Source organism: Ruegeria sp. YTSC003, from assembly GCF_059609785.1.
Genome location: NZ_JBXWMK010000025.1, coordinates 1 through 20,109, shown reverse-complemented (window position 1 = coordinate 20,109; position 20,109 = coordinate 1). Strand labels below are relative to the sequence as shown.

Annotated in this window: 19 protein-coding genes; 13 read left to right on the top strand and 6 right to left on the bottom strand. The window is 57.8% G+C overall.

The features are described 5' to 3' along the window. A partial coding sequence (locus AC2FFH_RS22635; protein ID WP_496845379.1) for a COG4223 family protein occupies positions 1-1,110 on the top strand: 1,110 nt, incomplete at its 5' end. 10 nt (positions 1,111-1,120) lie between these two features. Further along, on the top strand, positions 1,121-2,635 hold the full coding sequence (locus AC2FFH_RS22630; protein WP_496727306.1) for a heme biosynthesis protein HemY: 1,515 nt from the start codon (positions 1,121-1,123) through the stop codon (positions 2,633-2,635). A 4-nt stretch (positions 2,636-2,639) separates the two neighbouring features. On the opposite strand, the gene AC2FFH_RS22625 is transcribed toward AC2FFH_RS22630, so the two are convergent. The 5 genes from AC2FFH_RS22625 to AC2FFH_RS22605 all read right to left on the bottom strand — a co-directional run bounded on the left by AC2FFH_RS22625 (position 2,640) and on the right by AC2FFH_RS22605 (position 7,635). Continuing rightward, positions 2,640-3,419, bottom strand: a complete 780-nt coding sequence (locus AC2FFH_RS22625; protein WP_496727307.1) for a citryl-CoA lyase — start codon at positions 3,417-3,419, stop codon at positions 2,640-2,642. Then, positions 3,416-4,603, bottom strand: a complete 1,188-nt coding sequence (locus tag AC2FFH_RS22620) for a CaiB/BaiF CoA transferase family protein (protein ID WP_496770708.1) — start codon at positions 4,601-4,603, stop codon at positions 3,416-3,418. Before AC2FFH_RS22620 ends, AC2FFH_RS22625 begins: the two co-directional genes overlap by 4 nt. After that, entirely contained in the window at positions 4,593-6,104 is a 1,512-nt protein-coding gene (locus AC2FFH_RS22615) for a tripartite tricarboxylate transporter permease (protein WP_058275183.1), read from the bottom strand. Before AC2FFH_RS22615 ends, AC2FFH_RS22620 begins: the two co-directional genes overlap by 11 nt. A 1-nt stretch (position 6,105) precedes the next feature. Next, the gene (locus tag AC2FFH_RS22610) at positions 6,106-6,588 is read right to left on the bottom strand and encodes a tripartite tricarboxylate transporter TctB family protein (protein WP_496727345.1); all 483 of its coding nucleotides are present in this window, start codon (positions 6,586-6,588) and stop codon (positions 6,106-6,108) included. Between the two features lie 69 nt (positions 6,589-6,657). Next, positions 6,658-7,635 carry a tripartite tricarboxylate transporter substrate binding protein gene (locus AC2FFH_RS22605; RefSeq protein ID WP_058275185.1) on the bottom strand — a complete coding sequence of 326 codons (978 nt, stop codon included), beginning with the start codon at positions 7,633-7,635 and terminating at the stop codon, positions 6,658-6,660. Positions 7,636-7,743: 108 nt separating this feature from the next. Here AC2FFH_RS22605 and AC2FFH_RS22600 point away from each other — a divergent pair, with 108 nt between their 5' ends. From AC2FFH_RS22600 to AC2FFH_RS22550, 11 genes are all read left to right on the top strand, one after another. Beyond that, positions 7,744-8,412, top strand: coding sequence for a response regulator transcription factor (locus tag AC2FFH_RS22600; protein WP_496741847.1), 669 nt, complete (start codon positions 7,744-7,746; stop codon positions 8,410-8,412). Next, positions 8,402-9,769: a sensor histidine kinase gene (locus AC2FFH_RS22595; RefSeq protein WP_496770710.1), complete on the top strand. Its 1,368-nt coding sequence runs from the start codon at positions 8,402-8,404 to the stop codon at positions 9,767-9,769. The genes AC2FFH_RS22600 and AC2FFH_RS22595 overlap by 11 nt, the downstream gene beginning before the upstream one ends. Beyond that, the gene (locus AC2FFH_RS22590; RefSeq protein ID WP_496770712.1) at positions 9,748-10,755 is read left to right on the top strand and encodes an ABC transporter substrate-binding protein; all 1,008 of its coding nucleotides are present in this window, start codon (positions 9,748-9,750) and stop codon (positions 10,753-10,755) included. The genes AC2FFH_RS22595 and AC2FFH_RS22590 overlap by 22 nt, the downstream gene beginning before the upstream one ends. A 140-nt stretch (positions 10,756-10,895) precedes the next feature. Next, positions 10,896-11,993: an MHYT domain-containing protein gene (locus tag AC2FFH_RS22585; protein ID WP_496770714.1), complete on the top strand. Its 1,098-nt coding sequence runs from the start codon at positions 10,896-10,898 to the stop codon at positions 11,991-11,993. A 139-nt stretch (positions 11,994-12,132) separates the two neighbouring features. Then, entirely contained in the window at positions 12,133-12,966 is an 834-nt protein-coding gene (locus AC2FFH_RS22580) for an FAD binding domain-containing protein (RefSeq protein ID WP_496845378.1), read from the top strand. A 14-nt stretch (positions 12,967-12,980) separates the two neighbouring features. Further along, on the top strand, positions 12,981-13,475 hold the full coding sequence (locus AC2FFH_RS22575) for a (2Fe-2S)-binding protein (RefSeq protein WP_496737340.1): 495 nt from the start codon (positions 12,981-12,983) through the stop codon (positions 13,473-13,475). Then, positions 13,472-15,889, top strand: a complete 2,418-nt coding sequence (locus AC2FFH_RS22570) for an aerobic carbon-monoxide dehydrogenase large subunit (protein WP_496770718.1) — start codon at positions 13,472-13,474, stop codon at positions 15,887-15,889. The genes AC2FFH_RS22575 and AC2FFH_RS22570 overlap by 4 nt, the downstream gene beginning before the upstream one ends. Positions 15,890-15,994: 105 nt before the next feature. Then, positions 15,995-16,861: an AAA family ATPase gene (locus AC2FFH_RS22565; RefSeq protein ID WP_496780966.1), complete on the top strand. Its 867-nt coding sequence runs from the start codon at positions 15,995-15,997 to the stop codon at positions 16,859-16,861. Continuing rightward, positions 16,861-18,048 carry a vWA domain-containing protein gene (locus AC2FFH_RS22560; protein WP_496845377.1) on the top strand — a complete coding sequence of 396 codons (1,188 nt, stop codon included), beginning with the start codon at positions 16,861-16,863 and terminating at the stop codon, positions 18,046-18,048. The genes AC2FFH_RS22565 and AC2FFH_RS22560 overlap by 1 nt, the downstream gene beginning before the upstream one ends. 11 nt (positions 18,049-18,059) lie before the next feature. Then, entirely contained in the window at positions 18,060-18,872 is an 813-nt protein-coding gene (locus tag AC2FFH_RS22555) for an XdhC family protein (protein WP_496770724.1), read from the top strand. Positions 18,873-18,978: 106 nt separating this feature from the next. Further along, positions 18,979-19,431, top strand: a complete 453-nt coding sequence (locus AC2FFH_RS22550) for an SRPBCC family protein (protein WP_496770726.1) — start codon at positions 18,979-18,981, stop codon at positions 19,429-19,431. Between the two features lie 218 nt (positions 19,432-19,649). On the opposite strand, the gene AC2FFH_RS22545 is transcribed toward AC2FFH_RS22550, so the two are convergent. Next, positions 19,650-20,109, bottom strand: a 460-nt coding sequence (locus AC2FFH_RS22545; protein ID WP_496770728.1) for a hypothetical protein, incomplete at its 5' end; no start/stop codon positions are given.

The window sequence follows — 20,109 nt, the reverse complement described above, 5'->3', positions numbered from 1 at the left end:
GAAGCAGAAGCAGAAGCAGAAGCAGAAGCAGAAGCAGAAGCAGAAGCAGAAGCAGAAGCAGAAGCAGAAGCAGAAGCCGCTGTGGAATTGACCCAGGAAGAGAACTCCGCTCCGCCGGAAGAAGCGCATCGTGAAGAGCCGCAGCAGGAAGAAAAACGCAGTGGATTTGTCCCCGCTTTGCTCGGTGGTGTGATCGCGGCGGGAATTGGATTTGCAGCTGGCAGCGCGGGCTTGTTTGGATCTGGCGATACAGATGCGCTTACCACGCTTGAGGCGAAGCTCAACGATCAGTCCACACAGATCGAGGCACTAACCAAGTCCCTGTCCGACACATCTGGCGTCGACAGCAAGATTGCAGCGCTGACCGATCAGGTGACACCGATCACCTCCGATCTGGATACGCTCAAATCCAGTGTCGATGAGTTGGCGGGCAAGATTGATCCTTTGGCCAGCCGCCTAAGTAAAATTGAAAGCGACGCGCTGACCCAAGGCGCGTCCCCCGAAGCGTCGGCAGCCTTTGAGGCCGAACTGAAGAAATTACAGGACTCACTGGCGGCGCAGCGGGCCGAAGTGGAAAAAATGGTGTCGGACGCACAAACGCTTGAGGCGAAAGCCTCGGCAGAGGCTCTGGCAGCGACCAACGCGGCGATCCTGTCGCGCCTGCATGGTCAACTGGATGCTGGTCAGCCTTACGCAGACCTTGTCGCCGAACTGAAGGCAGGCGGCGTTGATGTGCCTGAGGCGCTATCGGGCCCTGCCGATAAGGGCGTTGCAAGCGTATCGACCTTGCGGGCATCGTTCTCACCTGCTGCGCGAACCGCGTTGGCGGAGGCACGGGATGCGGACAAAGCCACCGGTCTGGTGGCATTCCTGCAGCGACAGACCGGGGCGCGTTCGGTCACCCCACAAGATGGCGATGGCCCGGATGCGATCCTGTCTCGTGCCGAGTCGGCTCTGTCCAGTGGCGACGTCTCAACGGCCCTGACCGAACTTAAATCCCTGCCCGAAGCGGCGCAGGCAGCTATGGCTGATTGGGAGCAGGCAGCACAGGCGCGGGTTTCCGCGGTGGATGCTGCCAATGCGCTTCAGCCTAGCGTGAACTCGAACTGAAGGACCTGCCATGCTGTGGTCACTGTTTAAGATTCTAGTTTTTGTTGCGATTATCGGTCTTCTGGCCGTGGGTGCCGGGCTCCTCATGGAAACCAGCGGTGGTGTACAGATCACAGCTGGCGGGACGGAGTACACTCTGGGGCCGTTGCAATCGGTCATCGCGCTGGGCGTTCTGGTTTTTGCAGTTTGGCTTTTGTTCAAGCTGCTGACCCTGTTGATCGCCACGCTGAAGTTCCTCAACGGGGACGAAACCGCCCTGTCGCGCTATTTCGACCGCAGCCGCGAGCAGCGCGGTTATCAAGCGTTGTCTGATGGGCTGATGGCGCTGGCCTCGGGCGAAGGTCGTGTGGCTTTGAACAAGGCCACCAAGGCGGAGCGGCTTTTGAACAAACCCGAGCTGACCAACCTGCTGGTGGCCCAGGCTGCCGAGATGAACGGCGATACCCAAAAGGCGGCTGACACCTACAAGAAACTGGTGACGGATAATGCAACTCGCTTTGTCGGTGTGCGCGGGATCATGAAGCAGAAACTGGCCGAAGGGGATGACGAAACCGCCCGCAAACTGGCCGAAAAAGCGTTGGCGATGAAACCGCGTCATCTGGAAACACAGGACATTCTGCTGGGTCTGCAGACCAAGGCGCAAGATTGGGCAGGCGCGCGGTCGACACTGACAGCCAAGTTGAAATCCGGCCACCTGCCGCGTGACGTGTTCAAGCGCCGTGATGCTGTGCTGGCCCTGTCCGAGGCCAAGGGAATTCTGGACGAGAACGCCACGGTTGAACAGCAAGAGCGCGCGATTGAGGCGAACCGCCTGTCTCCTGATCTGGTGCCGGCGGCTGCAATGGCAGCGCGCGCCTATATCGAGAAAGGCAAACCGCGCAATGCGACCAAGATCCTGAAAAAAGCGTGGGAGGTGCAGCCGCACCCCGATCTGGCCCATGTCTTTGCCGAGATTGCGCCGGATGAAACGCCACATGAACGGATCAAACGCTTTACCGCGCTAACCCGCATTCACCCTGAGAATATGGAAACCCGTCTGATTTTGGCGGAGCTGAACATCGTGGCCGAAGACTTCCCCGAGGCGCGCCGCGCGCTGGGCGATGTGGTCGAAAAGCAGGCGGATGCGCGCGGTTACACGTTGATGGCCGCTATTGAACGGGGCGAGGGGTCCTCGGACGCAGTGGTACAGGGTTGGCTGGCCAAGGCGCTGACTGCTCCGCGCGGGCCACAATGGGTCTGCGACAATTGTCATGACATTCAGCCCGAGTGGGCTCCGGTCTGTCAGAACTGCAGCAGCTTTGACACGCTAAGCTGGCAAACACCGCAAACGCCGGAAATCGCAAGCGCGACGGGTGTCCATATGCTGCCTCTGATTGTTGGTGCGTTGGAAGACAGCAGCGAGCCGGAAGCTGAGGTCGAGGTTGAAGTGGAAGACGTCGAGGAACCGGTTGATCCCGAGATCATCGAATTGGATGTGGAACCAGTCCGCCCCGACGTCGAACCCGTGGTCGAGAAACAGGCCTGACGCGCTATTCCTCAGGCGAGTTCCTGACATAAGTCCAGCGGTACGTCGGAGGTGTGGGGCCTTTGTTGCGGCCACCTTGCTGCATTTGCTCCCACGCATGTGCCAGTATGCCGACTGACCGGGAGAGGCAAAACAAACCACGCGCAAGCGGTGGTTCGAACCCAAGCTCTGCGTAGATGACAGCCGTGGCCCCGTCGATGTTCATCGGGACGGGTTTGCCTTTGCGACGTGCAAGCTCTGCTTCGATATCCAACGCGATTTTCCGGAAACGTCCGTCACAGGCGCCGCGTTCTACGGCCTCAGCGACCAGAGCCATCAGTCGCGGTGCGCGTGGATCGGTCGGTGTGTGAAACCGGTGGCCGAAACCCGGCAGTATCTTTCCGTGGTCGTCGATCCAGTTGTCAATCGCTGCACCGATCCCGCCCGAGTGGGACCCGACAAAGTGATACAGCTCAACCGCCTGCTCACCGGCGCCGCCGTGGATGTCGCCCAGCATGTTCACCGCGCTGGCCATTGCGTTGTTCAAAGGCAAACCGCAGGTCACTGCCATCCGAGCCGTCGCAATAGAAGGTGCCTGTGGTCCATGATCCACGGCGGCAACCAGGGCCGCTTCGAACAGATCTGCCTGTGCGGGTAACGGGCGGTTGCCGCGAACCAGAAACCAGATCATTTCAGCGAAACTGAGGTTGCCGATCAGGTCCTCGATGGGTTCACCGCGCAGGGCGATGCGTCCGGGTTCCATGTCAATGATAGATGTGCTCCACCAGTCGGAAACATCGCTCATATCACACCATCCTTAGCCAGTTCCTTGATCTCATTCGGTGACAAGCTAAGTTCGGACCAGATTGAATCGTTGTCCGCGCCCAATTCCGGCGGTGAGACTTTCGGCATATTTCGCTGCCCGTCCATCACCACGGGGCTGCCTGCCAGCTGCATGTCCTCTCCGTGCACGTGCAGAGATCCAATCAGCCCCCGGTTAGAGAGTTGTTCGTCCGCCAACGCCTCGGGGACTGTCAGCACTTGCCCCGTGGGAACGCCCAAGCCATTCAATTCGCTGACCCACTCGCTCGCGGGACGCAATTTCAGCGATTTCTCCAGCTCATCCCGCAAAGCGTGGCGGTTTCGTTTGCGATCTTCGCGTGTTGCATAGTCAGGGTCATCAAACAGGTCCTCGCGGCCAAGATGCCGGGCAAGCGCCTGCCATTGTTCATCGCGATTGGCGGCGATGTTGATCGGGCTGTCGGATGTGGCGAAGGTACCGGACGGTGCCGAGGTTGTGTTTTCATTGCCATGCGCGCCGGGCATCACACCGCCGACAAGGTAGTTGGACACAACCCATCCCATGGTCGAGATCACGGCCTCGGACATGGCAATATCCAGAAACGCGCCACGGGGAATTGCGTTCAATGCGGCACTCACCGCAAAGGCGGCCGTCAGCCCCCCGACCGTATCAGCCAGCGGATAGCCAACGCGGTAGGGCGCGGTGTCTGGTGCGCCGGTGATCGACATGACCCCGCTGATGCCCTGAACGATCTGGTCATAGGCCGGGTCGTCGCGGCGCGGACCGTCCTGCCCGAACCCGCTGATTGCACAATAGATCAAGGCAGGGTTTTCGGTACGAAGAACGTCATACCCCAGACCCAACCGATCCATCACGCCGGGCCGGAAGTTTTCAACCAGAACATCCGCCGTTTTAACAAGCTGCTTTAGCAGAGCCTTGCCCCGAATGGATTTCATATCCAGCGTGACCGATTTTTTCTGCGCGTTCTGCGCCAGAAAGCTGACCCCCATACCGGCTTTGTTCCGGTCAGGATCAGCCCCAAGCACACGCGCCAGATCACCGCTATTGGGGCGTTCGACCTTGATCACCTCGGCCCCCATCAGAGCCAGTTGGTAACAACAATACGGGCCAGCAAGCACGTTTGTCAGATCAAGGATCCGAACACCCCTAAGCGGTTCAGTCCCCATCAGCCACACCAGCGGCCCGTGCCCGTGCACGACGTGCGCGGTAGCTGGGCAGCAGAACCAGCAGGACGGCAATGGCAAGCAGTCCCAGGGTCATCGGACGTTCCCAGATAAACGCGATGCCATCATAGAGCTGCATCGAACGCGAAAAGTTATCCTCCATCATGCCGCCAAGGATGAACCCGATTAGCAAGGGGGCCAGCGGATAGTCTGCGAATTTCAACGCCGTTGCGCATACGCCGAAACCCACCAAGATCAGCAATTCGGTGGCATTGTTCTGCCCAATATAGGCCCCCATCAGCGTGAAGAACAAAATGAACGGGATCAAATAGTTGCGCGGAACTGCCAGCACTTTGGCAATGTAGGGGATCAGCGGCAGGTTCAGGATCAGCAGGACGAGGTTGCCAATGAACATCGACATGATCACCGCCCAAAAGATCTGAGGTTCATCCAGCATAAGACGCGGACCCGGGGTGACGTTCAGGGCAATCAAGGCACCCAGCAGGATCGCGGTCGTTCCGGAACCGGGAATGCCCAATGTCAGCAACGGCACGAAAGATCCGGTGCAAGCCGCATTATTCGCCGATTCAGGCGCGGCCAGACCTTTGATCGAGCCTTTGCCGAATTCCTCCTGCTCATCCTTGGGGGCAATGTTCCGTTCCACCGCATAGCCGAGGAAACTTGCAATTGTCGCGCCCGCGCCGGGCAGGACGCCAATAAAGAAGCCCTGCACCGATTGACGGCCGATGACCGGGGTGATGGCCTTTGCCTCGGCCTTGGTTATGCGCAGATCCTTGATCTTACCGTCATCACCTTTCAGGTCCTTGGGTTTAAGCACCAGGAACAACGCCTCGGGCAGGGCGAACATCGCCATGGCCAGAGTGATGAAGCCAAACCCGGATTGCAGGTCCATGATACCCATTGTGAAACGCGGAAGATTGAACAGGGCACCTTCTCCGACAGTGGCCATGATCAATCCCATGGTCGTCATGATGATGGCCTTGGCCACTTGCCCCGAACCGGCAAAGGCTGCGATGGCCGAAAGACCTACCACCATCAGCGCGAAGTATTCGGCTGAATGGAACAGCAGAGCGACCGAAGACAGTGCCGGAGCAAAGACCATCAGCAAAATGGCACCGATCGTGCCGCCTGCGAAACTGGCGATTGCTGCGATGGTCAGGGCCTTGCCCGCCTTCCCCTGCCGGGCCATTGGGTAACCGTCAAAGCTTGAGGCCACGGTGCCCGCGACCCCCGGCGCATTCAGCAGAATGGACGACGTCGAGCCGCCGAAGATCGCGCCATAGTAAACGCCTGCCAACAGGATCAGTGCGGCGGATGGATCGCCCATCGAAATAGCAACCGGGATCATGATTGCGATGATCGACATTGGGCCCAGACCCGGAAGCATGCCGATAAACGTGCCGATCAGGCATCCGGCTACGACCATCAGCAGGTTTTGAATTGAGAATGCCGTTTGCAGGCCGATCAGAAGTCCTTCTAGCATGTCAGCCTCCAAACACGCCCGGCAGGGGGCGCATATAAATTCCAAGAACTTCCTGAACCAGATACCAGACGGATCCGGTTGCCACGAACGCGACAGGCAGCATGATGTGCCACTTGCGTTCGCCCAGAATGAAGGACCCGAGGATCAGGAAACTGGATGTCGCGATCAGAAAACCGACCGGGCGCAGGCACAGGGCATAGACAACCATCAGCACAAGAAGAGAAATTGCCTGACCCAGGTGATACTCCCCAAGTCTGCGGTAATCGATATCGGCCTCTTTGACTTCGCTCTTTTCCAAGCCAAGCAGGATGATTGAACACGCGACCACGCCCAGAATAGACAGCACCTTTGGAAACGTGCTGGGCCAAATCGGATTTCTCTGCATGAAAGGAGGAAGACTTCCGTCCATCGTGAACCAGGCGGTGTACCCATATGTTAGGCAAACACCTAGCAAAATAAGCGCGATCCAACGATCCAGCGCCATAACGTCCCCTCCCGTGTATCTTGGTTCTTTGGGACGGCAGAGCGACCGAACGCTCTGCCGTAGATTGCTTTAGAGGAAGCCCAGCTTCTTCATCAGGTCGCTGATCTGCTGTTCCTGACCTTCCAGAAACGCTTCGAAATCGGCACCCGAGTTGTGGATGTTGACCCAGCCGTTACGGGCACGAACCTCTTCCCATTCGGGCGTATCGTACATCTTGGCGATGGCTTGCTGATAGGCGGCCAGCTTGTCCTCGGGCAGGCCGGGGGCAGCAAAGAATCCACGCCAGTTCACGAAAGTGGTGTCGATGCCCTGTTCTTTCATGGTCTGTGCGTCAGGTGCTGCATCAACGCGTTCCTCTGCGGTCACACCGATGATTTTAACCTCACCCGCGTTGGCCAGATCGACGGCTTCCGAGAAACCGGTCGACAGTGCGGCGATCTCACCCGACAGCAAGGCAGCCATAGCTTTTCCGCCCGCGTCATAAGGGATGTATTTAACGCCCAGTGCGTCCTTGCCAGCGGCTTCCATAACCATTGCAGCGACCAGATGGTCCATGCCGCCCGGAACCGAGCCGCCACCGATTGCGGTCGCACCCGGATCAGCGTCATAGGCGGCCAGCAGATCGGCCATCGAGTTGATCGGGCTGTCTTTGCCCACAACAATCGCCGCGTAGTCGCCGATTGTGCCTGAAACCAGCGTCAGGTCACGGAAGTTATGTGGGAACACGCCAGTCAGCGAGCGGATCACGATGGGGGTCGAGTTGACCATCAGTGTGCCGTGGTTGCTGTCGGCGTTTTCGATCAGGAAACCGATGGCTTTACCGCCGCCGCCGCCCGACATGTTCTCGTAGGACGCGGTTCCGACCAGACCTGCATTGGTCAGGGCCTCGCCGGTTCCCCGGGCGGTTCCGTCCCAGCCACCGCCGGCGCCGCCGGGGATCAGAAAGTGGATGCTGTCGACGACTTCTTCGGATGCGGCAGGTCCAACCAGACCAATTGCTGCAACAGCTGCGATCAGGGCCCGACGGCCCAGGTTAAATGTTGTCATTATGTCCTCCCATTTGACAACTGGCCGCTCAGCGGCACAGATTATCCTGCACCTAAACACGTCAACCTGACATCAACCTGTCATGTAAAAAGAAACTGTCCGCAGCCCATGAAATTTCTGCTTGTCGAAGACAATCTCGACCTCGCGAATGCGATCAGGTCCCGTATGCAGCTGGATGGCCATGTCGTTGATCACGCAGCGAATTTAGAGGACGCCCGGGCCTTTGTTTCGACTGAGGAATACGATCTGATCCTTCTGGACATTATGCTGCCCGATGGGGACGGGCGCGAGTTCCTCAGACAACATCGCGCCAGCCGTTTGGATACTCCGGTGATCGTTCTGACCGCGCGCAGTCAGGTTTCGGATCGAATCGGTTCGCTTGATCTGGGGGCGGATGACTATGTGACCAAACCCTTCGACCATGCCGAGCTAGAAGCCCGCTGCCGCGCCGTTCTGCGTCGGAAGTCCGGAAGCGCGAAATCGACGATTGAAATCGGCGGTATCGTTTTTGACCCGGTTGCTGGTCATTTGATCGTCGACGGTGCAACACTGTCGCTTCGCAATCGCGAGCTGAGAATGATCGAACTGTTCATCAACGCGCCGGGTCAGGTGTTTTCCAAGCAAAAACTCGCAGACAGGCTGTTTTCGTATGATGACAACGTGTCGGACAATGCGATTGAGGTCTATGTCGGACGCCTACGAAAGCATCTTGAAAAATCCGGCATGAAAATCACTACGTTGCGCGGGCTGGGATACAGGTTGGATCATGACGACTAGTCCAACCGTTTCGGGATCATTAAGAAACCGACTGGTGTTGACGCTGATCGGCGGAGCAGCGGTCCTGGCGATTCTCTTGTTCCTGACGGTGCGCAGCTATGCTGCAAAGGTCGCCCAGCAGGGTCAGGACGATATATTGGGGGCGTCCGTCTCTTCAATCCTTGATGCTGCCGCACTCAGGGATGGTCAGCTTGAGGTGGATATCCCCTATGCCGCGTTTTCTATGCTCAGCACGCCGTCGGATGACCGGGTGTTCTATGCCATTTATCAGGATGGAGAATTCCTGTCCGGCTACGATGATCTGAGCCTAACAGATGGCCCGATTGAAGGTAGATGGGCCTTTCAAACCGGCGAGGTGCGCGGCGAACGTGTCCGCCAGGTCAGCGCCAGCCGAACGCTTGTCGGCTTGGGCCGCCAGACTGAGATTGAGGTCGCGTTGGGGCAAACACAAGACGCGTTGTCGGATACGCTGGACCAGATTTCACGCAACGCGGCATATTTGGGGATCGGGTTCTTTCTGTTGACCGCCGCGCTATCGTTCTGGGTGACATCCTCAACGATCGGCCAGTTGAACAAACTGACGACCTCGGTCACACGCAGAGGTCCGCAGGATCTAAGTCCGTTCAAAAAACCCGTACCGAAAGAGATGGCGCCGCTAGTGACGTCGCTGAACTCGCTCATGGGTCGTCTGGACCAATCGCTTAGCCAATCCGAGGACTTTATCGCCGAAGCCGCGCACCGGGTGCGAACGCCGCTTGCGACCGTCAGGTCATATGCCGAGGCAACCCTTCATCGTGTTGATCGCGAAGATAACCGCGAGGCCTTGAAGGCCATGGTGCGGGCCATCGACGAAAGCTCACGTGCAGCGGGGCAGTTGCTGGATCACGCCATGATCACCTTTCGGGCGGATCATTTGGAACGTGAAGAGATTGATCTGGTCGTTCTGATCCGCGATCTGGTGCAGCGTCTGATCCCGATTGCCGAAATGAAAGAGTTGACGCTTTCCCTGTCGGGTGAGCCGTCGGTTCCTTACTCGGGCGACTCGATCCTGATCCAGAATGCTGTGCGAAATATGGTTGATAACGCGATGAAATACGCGCCATCTGACAGCGCTGTTGAGATCACGATCATCGCGCATCCCGAACCCCAGATACAGGTGCGCGACTCGGGTCCTGGCTTTCCGCCCGATGAAATCGCTACGCTGACGCGCCGGTTCGAACGCGGACAAAACGCGGTTGGGACCATCGGGTCCGGGCTGGGGTTGACGATCGCGCAGGATGTGGCAACGGCGCATGGAGGTTCGTTGATCCTCAAAAACCGATCAAAGGGGGGCGCATGCGTTATCTTATCGCTTTAATATTGTTGGCTGTTCCCTGCTTCGGATGGGCCGACGATTGGGAAGACCGTCTGGTCTTTAATGAAAGCGCCGAAGGACCACGCCTTCGTGTGATTTCCAGCACCGATACTGTTTTGTTCGCTCCGGTGATCGAGGGTTTTGTCGCTGAAAACCCTATGGTTAGTGTCGAATACCTCGTCTCCGGAACCGCTGACATAAACAGGCGAGTCCGCGCAACGCCCGATGCCTTCGACGTGATCATTTCCAGTGCCATGGACCTGCAATTGAAATTGGCAAATGACGGCTTTGCCCTGCCTATTGACGATGTACAGGTGCCACACTGGGCACAATGGCACCACAGCCTTTTCGCATTCACCTCGGAACCCGCGACAATCGTGATCAACCGAACCGCGTTTGAAGGACAGCCTATCCCCCAGACCCGGCAAGGTCTGATCGAGGCCTTGCGCAAACGACCCGAAGAATTTCGCGGCAAGGTCGGCACCTATGACGTGCGCCAGTCTGGTTTGGGATATCTGTTTGCAACCCAGGATGCGCGCGCGTCTGAGACGTATTGGCGCTTGATGGAGGTTATGGGCGGCCTGGATGTGCGGCTTTATTGCTGTTCGGGCGAAATGATCAATGACCTAGCGGATGGCTCGATCCTGGTTGCTTACAATGTTCTGGGCAGTTACGCCGCCGTCCGCACCGAGGGCAAAGACGCACTTGAGGTCGTGTTACCGTCTGATTTTCAAACAATTATGATGCGCACGGCAATGGTTTCGAATGCCACCCCAGAACCCAAAGCTGCGGAGATGCTGTTACGTTACCTCGTAACTGAGCGACCAGCCGTGGTCGAAGGGGCCAGCCCGCTTCCTCTTTTGCAGCCGAGTGATAGCTCAGACGGGCGCGAGACAATCGGTCTTGATCCCGCGTTACTGACCTTTCTTGACGGGTTGAAACGAACAAAGTTCCTTTCTGCGTGGGAAGATGCCGTTATTCAGGAGTAACACCGCAACCTGAGGCCGACGGGTCGGTAAAAACCGAAACCGGCACCGATGCTGTTGGAATTCCTTTCCAACATGTAATTGTCCCAATTAAATCCGTTTGCTAACGTCACCCACGCGTCGGGGAGGGCGTGTAAATCCAAATGTTGGACTACTCTCATAACACGTGGCTTGTGGCGGCGTCTTTGGCCGTTGCGATGATGGCCGGGTTCACCGGGCTTTATCTGACGCATGGGGCCTCAAAACTGGACGACCAAAAACGCAAGCTGGTCGTGGCGTTGGCCGCGATCATTCTGGGCGGTGGAATATGGTCGATGCATTTTGTGGCCATGCTGGGGCTACAGTTGCCGATCCTGTTTTATTATGACGCCCTGATCACCCTGATTTCCGCACTGGTTGCGATCCTGATGGTTGGTTTGGCACTGCTGATCCTGCATTTCCGTCCCCGTACGATGGGAACGATTGTCGGTGCGGGAGTGATCGTGGGGCTTGGAATTGTCGTTATGCACTATGTCGGCATGGCCGGGATGGAGCTGTGCCGCCCAGTCTACAACGCTTGGGATGTCGTGATTTCGACCCTAGCCTCGGTCGTTCTGTCGGTGCTGGCAATCTGGGCGGCCTATGACAACCGAACGCAACGCAATATTCTGCTGGGAACGGTGTGTTTCGGGTTGGCGGTATTCACCATGCACTTCGTCGCCACCGGCCTGACTGATTTTGTCGCAAGCGATACCGCCGGTCGCGCCGGACCTGCGCTAAACAATCAGGTGCTGGCGATGGGGGTCACGGTTTCCGTGTTCCTGATCTGTGGTGCATTCCTGCTAACGGGCATCACCTTCATCGAACCTGCGGCAGCAGACGTATCGCCCAGCGCGCCGGCACCTGCCCCGGAACCAGAGCCCACGTTGCGGGCCGGGGTTCCGTTTGAGCGGGAAGGACAAACCTTTTTCGCCCAGCCTTCCAATATCGCCGCCATCCGGGCCGAAGGACACTATACCGTTCTCTACATGAACGCCGAGAAACTGTTCTGCCCGTGGTCTATTACCGAAGCTGAATCGCGCCTGGTGCCTGACGGGTTTTTGCGGGCTCATCGCAGTTATCTGGTGAACCCTAAACATGTCTCGCGGTTTGAAAGACACAAGGACAACGGCACTTGTTACTTCGACGGGGTCGATGCGTTGACCAAGGTGCCGGTCAGCAGATCACGTCTGACAGACATACGCGAAGCGCTGGGCCTGTAGTCGCAGTTCGTGCAGCCCATTCGCATTTGGTGAAACAAGCTGCGCGCCCCGTTTTCACTGGCTGGAATGGCCAAGCTTACCGTACTTTTCTTACCGCAGGTCCCCCAAGGCACAACGTCCGGACCCAGGGAGGAAAAACATGATACCAGCCGGTTTTGAGTATCACCGGCCAGGCGATATCGCCTCGGCCATTGGCATTTTGCAGGAACATGGAGACGAGGCGCGCGTGATCGCAGGCGGGCACAGCCTGATTCCGATGATGAAGTTGCGCATGGCCGAGATGGGCCATCTGGTTGATCTGCAAGCGATCGAAGAGCTCAAAGGCATCGAGGTTGGTGCCGACACGGTTTCGCTTGGCGCAATGGTGACCCAGCATGAGCTGATCACTCATGACGGCTTGGCTACAGCCATTCCGTTGATCCGAGAGGCCGCGCTGCAGATTGCGGACCCTCAGGTGCGCTATGTGGGAACTGTCGGTGGTAACGTCGCCAATGGTGATCCGGGCAATGATATGCCGGGGTTGATGCAATGCCTGAACGCGACGTTCGAACTGTCTGGCCCGGATGGCCGCCGCAGTGTCGCCGCACGTGAGTTTTATGAGGCTGCGTATTTCACTGCGCGTGACGATGAGGAAATCCTGACCCGTATTTCGATCCCGGTTCCAGGCGCGGGTGTGGGCCAGGCCTATGAGAAGCAAAAACGCAAGATCGGCGATTACGCGACGGCCGCAGCTGCGGTGGTGGTCGGCAATGGTCAGGCTTCCGTCGCGATGACCAATCTGGCGGACACACCCGTCTGGTCTGAAAGCGCAAGCAATGCGCTGGCCGACGGAGACGTCAGCGGCTGCGTCGCCGCGATGCTCGAAGCCATCGACCCGGTGGCCGACAATCGTGGCCCCGTCGAATTCAAGAAACACGTGGCCGCTGTGATGCTGCGCCGCGCCATCGAACGCGCGCAAAGCCGCGCGGATTGAGGGGAGGAACAACGATGTCAAAAATGCACGTAAAACTCACCGTGAACGGCAAGCAGGTCGAAGGTCTGGCCGAGCCGCGCACGCTGTTGATCCATTTCCTGCGGGAAGATTTGAAAATCACAGGCCCGCATATCGGATGCGAAACCAGCCATTGCGGGGCCTGTACCGTGGATATCGACGGCAAGTCCGTCAAGTCCTGTACGACCTTTGTGGCACAGGTGAACGGGGCCGATATCACTACTGTCGAAGGGCTGACCAATGACGACGGCAGCCTCGGGGTTCTGCAAGAGATGTTCCGCGAACATCACGGGCTGCAATGCGGCTTTTGCACGCCGGGCATGATCACCCGCGCGCATCGTCTTCTGCAAGAAAACCCGAACCCGTCCGAGGAAGACATCCGCTTTGGCATGTCCGGCAACCTGTGCCGCTGCACCGGATATCAGAACATCGTCAAGGCGATCGCGGCATCTGCCGACATGCTAAACGCTCAGAAGGAGGCTGCGGAATGAACGACCAGACTCTGACCCCCGAAGAACGCGTCGCCAACCTCAAAGGGATGGGCAGTTCGCGCAAGCGCGTCGAAGATGTGCGCTTTACCCAAGGCAAGGGCAACTACGTCGATGACATCAAGATGGACGGGATGCTGTTCGGTGCCTTTGTCCGTTCGCCTTATGCCCACGCCCGCGTTGTCAGTGTGAACAAAGACGCCGCACTGGCCGTGCCTGGCGTTGTTGCTGTGTTGACGGCCGAGGACCTGGCTCCGCTGGGTTTGCACTGGATGCCGACGCTGGCAGGTGACAAGCAGATGGTGTTGGCCGATGGCAAAGTTCTGTTCCAGGGTCAGGAAGTCGCCTATGTCGTCGCCGAAAATCGGTACATCGCAGCAGATGCGGCAGAGCTGGTCGAGGTTGACTACGAAGAACTGCCTGTTCTGACCGATCCTTTCGAGGCGCTGAATTCGGACGTTGTCCTGCGTGAAGACCTTGCGGGTCAGACCGAGGGTGCCCATGGCCCGCGCAAGCATCACAACCACATCTTCACGTGGGAACAGGGCGACAAGGACGCCACCGAAGCAGTTCTGGGTGAGGCCGATGTCGTGGCCGAAGAGATGGTTTACTACCATCGGACCCACCCATGCCCGCTGGAGACCTGCGGCTGCGTCGCTTCAATGGATAAAGTCACCGGCAAGCTGACGCTCTATGGCACCTTCCAAGCCCCCCATGCGATCCGGACTGTTGTGTCGCTGATCTCGGGTCTGGCCGAGCACAATATCCGAGTCATCAGCCCTGATATCGGTGGTGGCTTTGGTAACAAGGTTGGTGCCTATGCCGGCTATGTCTGCTCGGTCGTCGCCTCGATTGTCACCGGCCAACCAGTGAAATGGGTTGAGAACCGGATGGAAAACCTGATGTCCACCGCCTTTGCCCGCGATTACTGGATGCAGGGCAAGATCGCTGCGACCAAGGATGGCAAAATCACTGGCCTTTGGTGTCATACCACGGCGGATCATGGTGGATTTGACGCCTGTGCCGACCCGACCAAATTCCCGGCTGGTTTCATGAACATCTGCACTGGGTCATATGACATCCCAACTGCCTATCTGGCTGTGGATGGGGTTTACACCAACAAGGCACCGGGCGGTGTTGCCTATCGTTGTTCCTTCCGCGTGACCGAGGCGGCCTATTTCATCGAACGGATGATCGAGGTTCTGGCCATCAAGCTGAACATGGACGCGGCCGAGCTGCGCCGGATCAACTTTATCCGCAAAGATCAGTTCCCGTATCAATCGGCGCTGGGTTGGGAATATGACTCGGGCGACTATCACACCGCTTGGGACAAGGCACTGAAGGCCGTCGATTATGACGGCTTGCGCGCAGAACAGGCTCAACGGATTGAGGACTTCAAAGCCGGAAAGACCCGCAAACTGCTGGGCATCGGCCTGACGCATTTCACCGAAATCGTCGGGGCCGGACCGGTTAAGAACTGCGATATCCTTGGGTTGGGTATGTTCGACTCATGCGAAATCCGGATTCACCCAACCGGTTCCGCCATTGCAAGGTTGGGGACCATCAGCCAGGGTCAGGGTCACGCCACGACTTTTGCCCAGATCATCGCTAGTGAGATCGGCTTGCCTGCCGACGACATCACGCTGGAGGAAGGTGACACGGACACCGCGCCTTACGGCCTTGGGACGTACGGCTCTCGTTCCACGCCTGTGGCGGGTGCTGCAACAGCGATGGCAGCGCGTAAAATCCGCGCCAAGGCGCAGATGATCGCGGCTTACCTGCTTGAGGTCCATGACGACGATGTCGAGTGGGACGTAGACCGGTTCTCGGTCAAAGGTGCGCCAGAGCGATTCAAGACGATGAAGGAAATCGCTTTCGCCGCTTACAATCAGGCGATCCCAGGGCTGGAACCCGGTTTGGAGGCCGTCAGCTACTATGACCCGCCAAACATGACCTACCCGTTCGGCGCCTATGTCTGCGTTATGGAGATCGACGTGGATACCGGCGAATGGGACGTTCGGCAGTTCTACGCACTGGACGACTGTGGAACCCGGATCAACCCGATGATCATCGAAGGGCAGGTCCATGGTGGCGTGACCGAGGCGCTGGCCATCGCGATGGGTCAGGAGATTGCCTATGATGAGATGGGCAACGTGAAGACCGGAACCCTGATGGACTTCTTCCTGCCCACGGCATGGGAGACGCCCAACTACACCACTGATCACACGGTGACGCCGTCCCCGCATCATCCGATCGGTGCCAAGGGCGTGGGTGAGAGCCCGAACGTCGGCGGTGTACCTGCGTTCTCGAACGCGGTGCATGATGCGTTCCGGCCCTTTGGGTTGGTGCAAAGCCATATGCCGCATGATCATTGGCGGATCTGGAAGATCGCCAATGGGTTGGGGATGCACGGGTAAACGGTTTCGAACCGGCTGTTGCCGGTCCGACCGAACGGAGGGGGTTTTACCCCCTCCGAACCTCCCCCGGGATATTTTTGGCCAGATGAAGATTGGATCCTGGTTTTGACTTTGAGTGATGTTCAGAATGGATTGGCCGCGCAGGGCTATGTTTCCGATGACCGGTTGGCGATGGCGCTGCATTTGGCACAGCAACTTGGGCGGCCATTGTTGTTGGAAGGTCCTGCTGGCGTTGGAAAGACCGAAGTGGCCAAGGCCCTCGCTGCGTGGCAGGACGCCCGGCTGATCCGGCTGCAATGTTATGAAGGGCTCGATGCCAGTCATGCCATTTATGAATGGAACTATCAGCGTCAGCTTCTGGCGATCCGAGCGAGCGAGGCGCAGGGTGGAACGAGCGAAGCACAGCTTTTCTCAGATGAATATCTGCTGAAACGTCCCTTGTTAGAGGCCATCTCGCAAGATGCCCCTCCGGTTTTGCTAATTGATGAAATTGACCGGGCCGACGAAGAGTTCGAGGCGTATTTGTTGGAAATCCTCTCGGACTTCCAAATCACAATTCCCGAACTGGGCACGATCCCGGCGCGTACAAAGCCGACCGTTATTCTGACGGCGAATGGCACGCGGGACTTGTCCGATGCACTGCGCCGCCGGTGCCTGTACAGTTTCCTTGACTACCCGTCGCGTGAAACCGAAATAGCAATCTTGACAGCCCGCATGCCCCAGGTTGAAGGGCAGTTGGCACGCCAGATTGTTGGCGTCGTGCAGGCTTTGCGCAAAGAAGACTTGGAGAAGACTCCCGGCATTGCCGAGATGCTGGACTGGGCGGCAGCCCTTTCAGGATTGGGTGTTAACGACATGGCGCAGTCCCGCGAAGAGGTTCAGGCGACTCTTGTCTGTCTTCTGAAAACAGCAGCCGATTATGACGCGGCCCCGCCTGAAGTGATGGATCGCCTGATTGGAAAGGTGGCGTGATGCAGGTCACCCGGTTCCCTTCTCGTGCCTCTGGTCTGGCGGACCGCATGTCTGGTTTCATTGCACATTTGCGCATGAACGGGATGCGCGTCGGACCGGCAGAGACCGGGGATGCCTTGGCGGTGCTGGCGGAAGTAGAGGCGACGGATCTGCCGCAGGCCAGACAAGCGCTGTGTGTCTTGCTGGCCGGTGACGCGGAAGACTGGCGACGGTTTGACGATCTTTTCGATGCATATTGGCTAAATGCAGGGAAACAACGGACCGGAGTGGCGCAAACTGCGCATGTTCGGGTGCAATCCGCCAAGCCGATGATCTGGCAGCAAGAAAGCCAAGACATCCAGGAGACCAGTTCCGATTCGGATCAGGACGCAACCCCTGATGCCGGCGACGGGGAGGCCGTGGGGAGAGACGGTAAGCTGATTGCGACCCGTACGGCCAACCTGTCGCGTCGGGATTTGCGTGAACTGATGGATCAAGACGCACTGAAGCAGGTCGAACAAGCGGCGACAGCGCTGGCGCGCGCCATCCGCGACCGCCGCTCGCGCCGGCGGAAAAAAGCGCTAAAGGGGCCTGCTCTGGACATGCGCCGGATACAGCGCGCCAGCCTTGCACGGGGCGGTGAGCCGATGGAACTGTATCGTCGCGCCCGCCCACCGCGTCCGATGCGGATCGTTGCACTGTGCGATGTAAGCGGGTCAATGACTGTATACTCGCGCGTCTTTCTGGCTTTCCTGAAAGGCTTGATTGGCACAGGAACCGAAGCTGACGCATATCTGTTCCATACGCGCTTGATGCGCGTCACGGATGCGTTGCGCGACCACGATTCGCTGCGCGCAGCAGGGCGGTTGTCGCTGATGGCCGAAGGGTTTGGCGGAGGCACGGATATCTCAGGCAGTCTTGAGCATTTTCTAAATGGATATGGCGCGCGCGCACTGAACGGTCGGACCATCGTACTGATCCTGTCTGACGGGTATTGCAGCTCGGACCCGCAAGCGCTGGGCGATGTATTGGCCCGGATTCGACGCAAGGCCCGGCGGATCGTCTGGCTGAACCCGTTGAAAGGCTGGCGTGACTACCAGCCCATTGCCGCCGCAATGCAGGCAGCTGAGCCGTATCTGGACGCGCACCTGCCCGCAAACACGCTTGAGGCGCTGGCGGCGCTAGAGCCGCAATTCCGTAAGCTGTGAAAGGAGCCCAAATGGCAAGCTTCGACATATTCGACACGATTGAGCAGCTGCGCAAAACTGATGAAGCCTTTTGCGTGGCCACGGTGTTGCGGACTGCGGATGCAACTTCGGCGAAAGCCGGGGGCAAGGCTGCGATTACAAAAGATGGACGGATCCTGGGCCATTTGGGCGGGGGCTGCGTTCAACGTGCGGTTCGATCCTCGGCCCAGCAGGCGTTGGCCAGTGGTTCACCGCAAATGATCCGGGTCAAACCTTCGGAAAAGGTGGTGAACATGGCCGATCCTGATGGCATTCAGACGTTCAAAAGCGGTTGCCCGTCCGGCGGCACTGTCGATCTGCTTGTCGAGCCGTATCAGCACGCACCTCGATTAGTGATTTTCGGCGAGTCTCTGATTGCAGTGGCACTGGCCGCCCATGGGGCACTGGCTGGGTTTCGCGTGTGCCTTAGTGATGGGTCAGAGACTAAAGGTGACTTTCAACGGTTCACTCTGGATTCCGTCCAAAACCTGGGGGTCGAGCCGCGGGATTTCGTTGTCGTGGCTTCGCAAGGACAAGGGGATGCCGCGGCCCTGGCCGCCGCTCTGCAAACGGACGCCAAGCGGGTTTCGATGGTGGCCAGCCATCGCAAGGCCGAAACGCTGGTGGCCAAGCTGATATCGCAAGGTTTGGACCCGATACGAGCTGCGCGGCTGAAGTCACCGGCAGGTCTGAACATCCACGCGATCGACCCGCATGAGATCGCCGTGTCGATCCTGGCTGAAATTGTGCTTTGGCGAAACAGTGACAAATCCAAAACGGAGTCCCATGATGAGAAACGTGCTTAAGCGCCTGAGGTCCCTGTGGCCCGCGCGTCCCGAACAAACTCCGGAAGAGGCGACAGAGACCGCACTTCTGGTTTATCCAAGATGCTGTTGAACAAAGGAAAATTGAATGGAACTGAGTGACGAAGTCCGCATCTCTGCACCGCGGGATGTGGTTTACAAGGCTCTGAATAACCCCGAAATCCTGCAGGAATGCATCCCGGGATGCGAAGAGCTGATCCAGAATTCACCCGAAGATCTGGAAGCCAAGGTGGTCCTGAAGATCGGACCCGTCAAAGCCCGGTTTGCGGGCGCTGTGACTCTGGACAACAGTAATGCTCCAGACGGGTTTTCTTTGACCGGGGAAGGCAAGGGTGGCGCTGCCGGATTTGCCAAGGGCGGTGCCGACGTGACGCTAACCGAAGACGGGGACGAAACTGTTTTGGCTTATACTGCCAAGGTCGATGTTGGTGGAAAAATCGCCCAATTGGGCAGCCGCCTGATCGCTGGAACGGCAAAAAAGCTGTCGGGCAAATTTTTTACCCGGTTTGGCGAGGTTGTTTCTGAACAATCCGTTACTTGAAGCCAAGTCCTACGCTGACGCTCTTTTTGGAATAAACCGACAACATATGCGAAGCTGCCGCGACAGGGATAAACCCCTGTCGCGCTTTTCTTTCGGGCGTAAACTAAGGCTGGCTTACAAGGTTAAACAGATTTCAATAAAGTAATTTGTTTCGCAATTCTCAATTGGCTCTGTTGTCTTAGTTCCGGTACTTATTTGCGTCAGTATTTTGTCGCGGGCTAGAATAGAAAATCGTCCGATCGGCCTTCAAAGTAGCCATGGTTTATGAAATGCTCGGTCGCTGCTTGATGGTCATTTCCGAATGCAGCCTGTAGGTCCGCATAGTTTGCCAGGTAAGTTTCAGCGTCAAAGGTGTCTTTGCTTCGCCCCTCCTGAACACCATGTGCAATAAAATGTGTCGCGCCTGCATCTGAATCAGCCCCAAACGCATTGATCAAATCGACGTGCGAAGCAATATACTCCAGACCATCGAATGCGGTTTCGCGACCCTCTGCGCGACCGTGGAAAATAAAGTGATTTGCACCTGCTTCGGCATCGGCTTTGAAAGTTTGGATGAGATCATTGTGCGAGGCGATGTATTCCAGGCCGTCAAACGTCTGTATTCTTCCTTCGGTGTTACCGTGGGAGATAAAGTGGCGCGTACCAGCGTCACTATTTGCTCCGAATGCTTGGATGAGA

Coding starts and splice junctions, on each gene's coding strand:
- AC2FFH_RS22630 (WP_496727306.1), top strand. CDS start 1,121: ATGCTGTGGTCACTGTTTAAGATTCTAGTTTTTGTTGCGATTATCGGT.
- AC2FFH_RS22625 (WP_496727307.1), bottom strand. CDS start 3,419: ATGAGCGATGTTTCCGACTGGTGGAGCACATCTATCATTGACATGGAA.
- AC2FFH_RS22620 (WP_496770708.1), bottom strand. CDS start 4,603: ATGGGGACTGAACCGCTTAGGGGTGTTCGGATCCTTGATCTGACAAAC.
- AC2FFH_RS22615 (WP_058275183.1), bottom strand. CDS start 6,104: ATGCTAGAAGGACTTCTGATCGGCCTGCAAACGGCATTCTCAATTCAA.
- AC2FFH_RS22610 (WP_496727345.1), bottom strand. CDS start 6,588: ATGGCGCTGGATCGTTGGATCGCGCTTATTTTGCTAGGTGTTTGCCTA.
- AC2FFH_RS22605 (WP_058275185.1), bottom strand. CDS start 7,635: ATGACAACATTTAACCTGGGCCGTCGGGCCCTGATCGCAGCTGTTGCA.
- AC2FFH_RS22600 (WP_496741847.1), top strand. CDS start 7,744: ATGAAATTTCTGCTTGTCGAAGACAATCTCGACCTCGCGAATGCGATC.
- AC2FFH_RS22595 (WP_496770710.1), top strand. CDS start 8,402: ATGACGACTAGTCCAACCGTTTCGGGATCATTAAGAAACCGACTGGTG.
- AC2FFH_RS22590 (WP_496770712.1), top strand. CDS start 9,748: ATGCGTTATCTTATCGCTTTAATATTGTTGGCTGTTCCCTGCTTCGGA.
- AC2FFH_RS22585 (WP_496770714.1), top strand. CDS start 10,896: ATGTTGGACTACTCTCATAACACGTGGCTTGTGGCGGCGTCTTTGGCC.
- AC2FFH_RS22580 (WP_496845378.1), top strand. CDS start 12,133: ATGATACCAGCCGGTTTTGAGTATCACCGGCCAGGCGATATCGCCTCG.
- AC2FFH_RS22575 (WP_496737340.1), top strand. CDS start 12,981: ATGTCAAAAATGCACGTAAAACTCACCGTGAACGGCAAGCAGGTCGAA.
- AC2FFH_RS22570 (WP_496770718.1), top strand. CDS start 13,472: ATGAACGACCAGACTCTGACCCCCGAAGAACGCGTCGCCAACCTCAAA.
- AC2FFH_RS22560 (WP_496845377.1), top strand. CDS start 16,861: ATGCAGGTCACCCGGTTCCCTTCTCGTGCCTCTGGTCTGGCGGACCGC.
- AC2FFH_RS22555 (WP_496770724.1), top strand. CDS start 18,060: ATGGCAAGCTTCGACATATTCGACACGATTGAGCAGCTGCGCAAAACT.
- AC2FFH_RS22550 (WP_496770726.1), top strand. CDS start 18,979: ATGGAACTGAGTGACGAAGTCCGCATCTCTGCACCGCGGGATGTGGTT.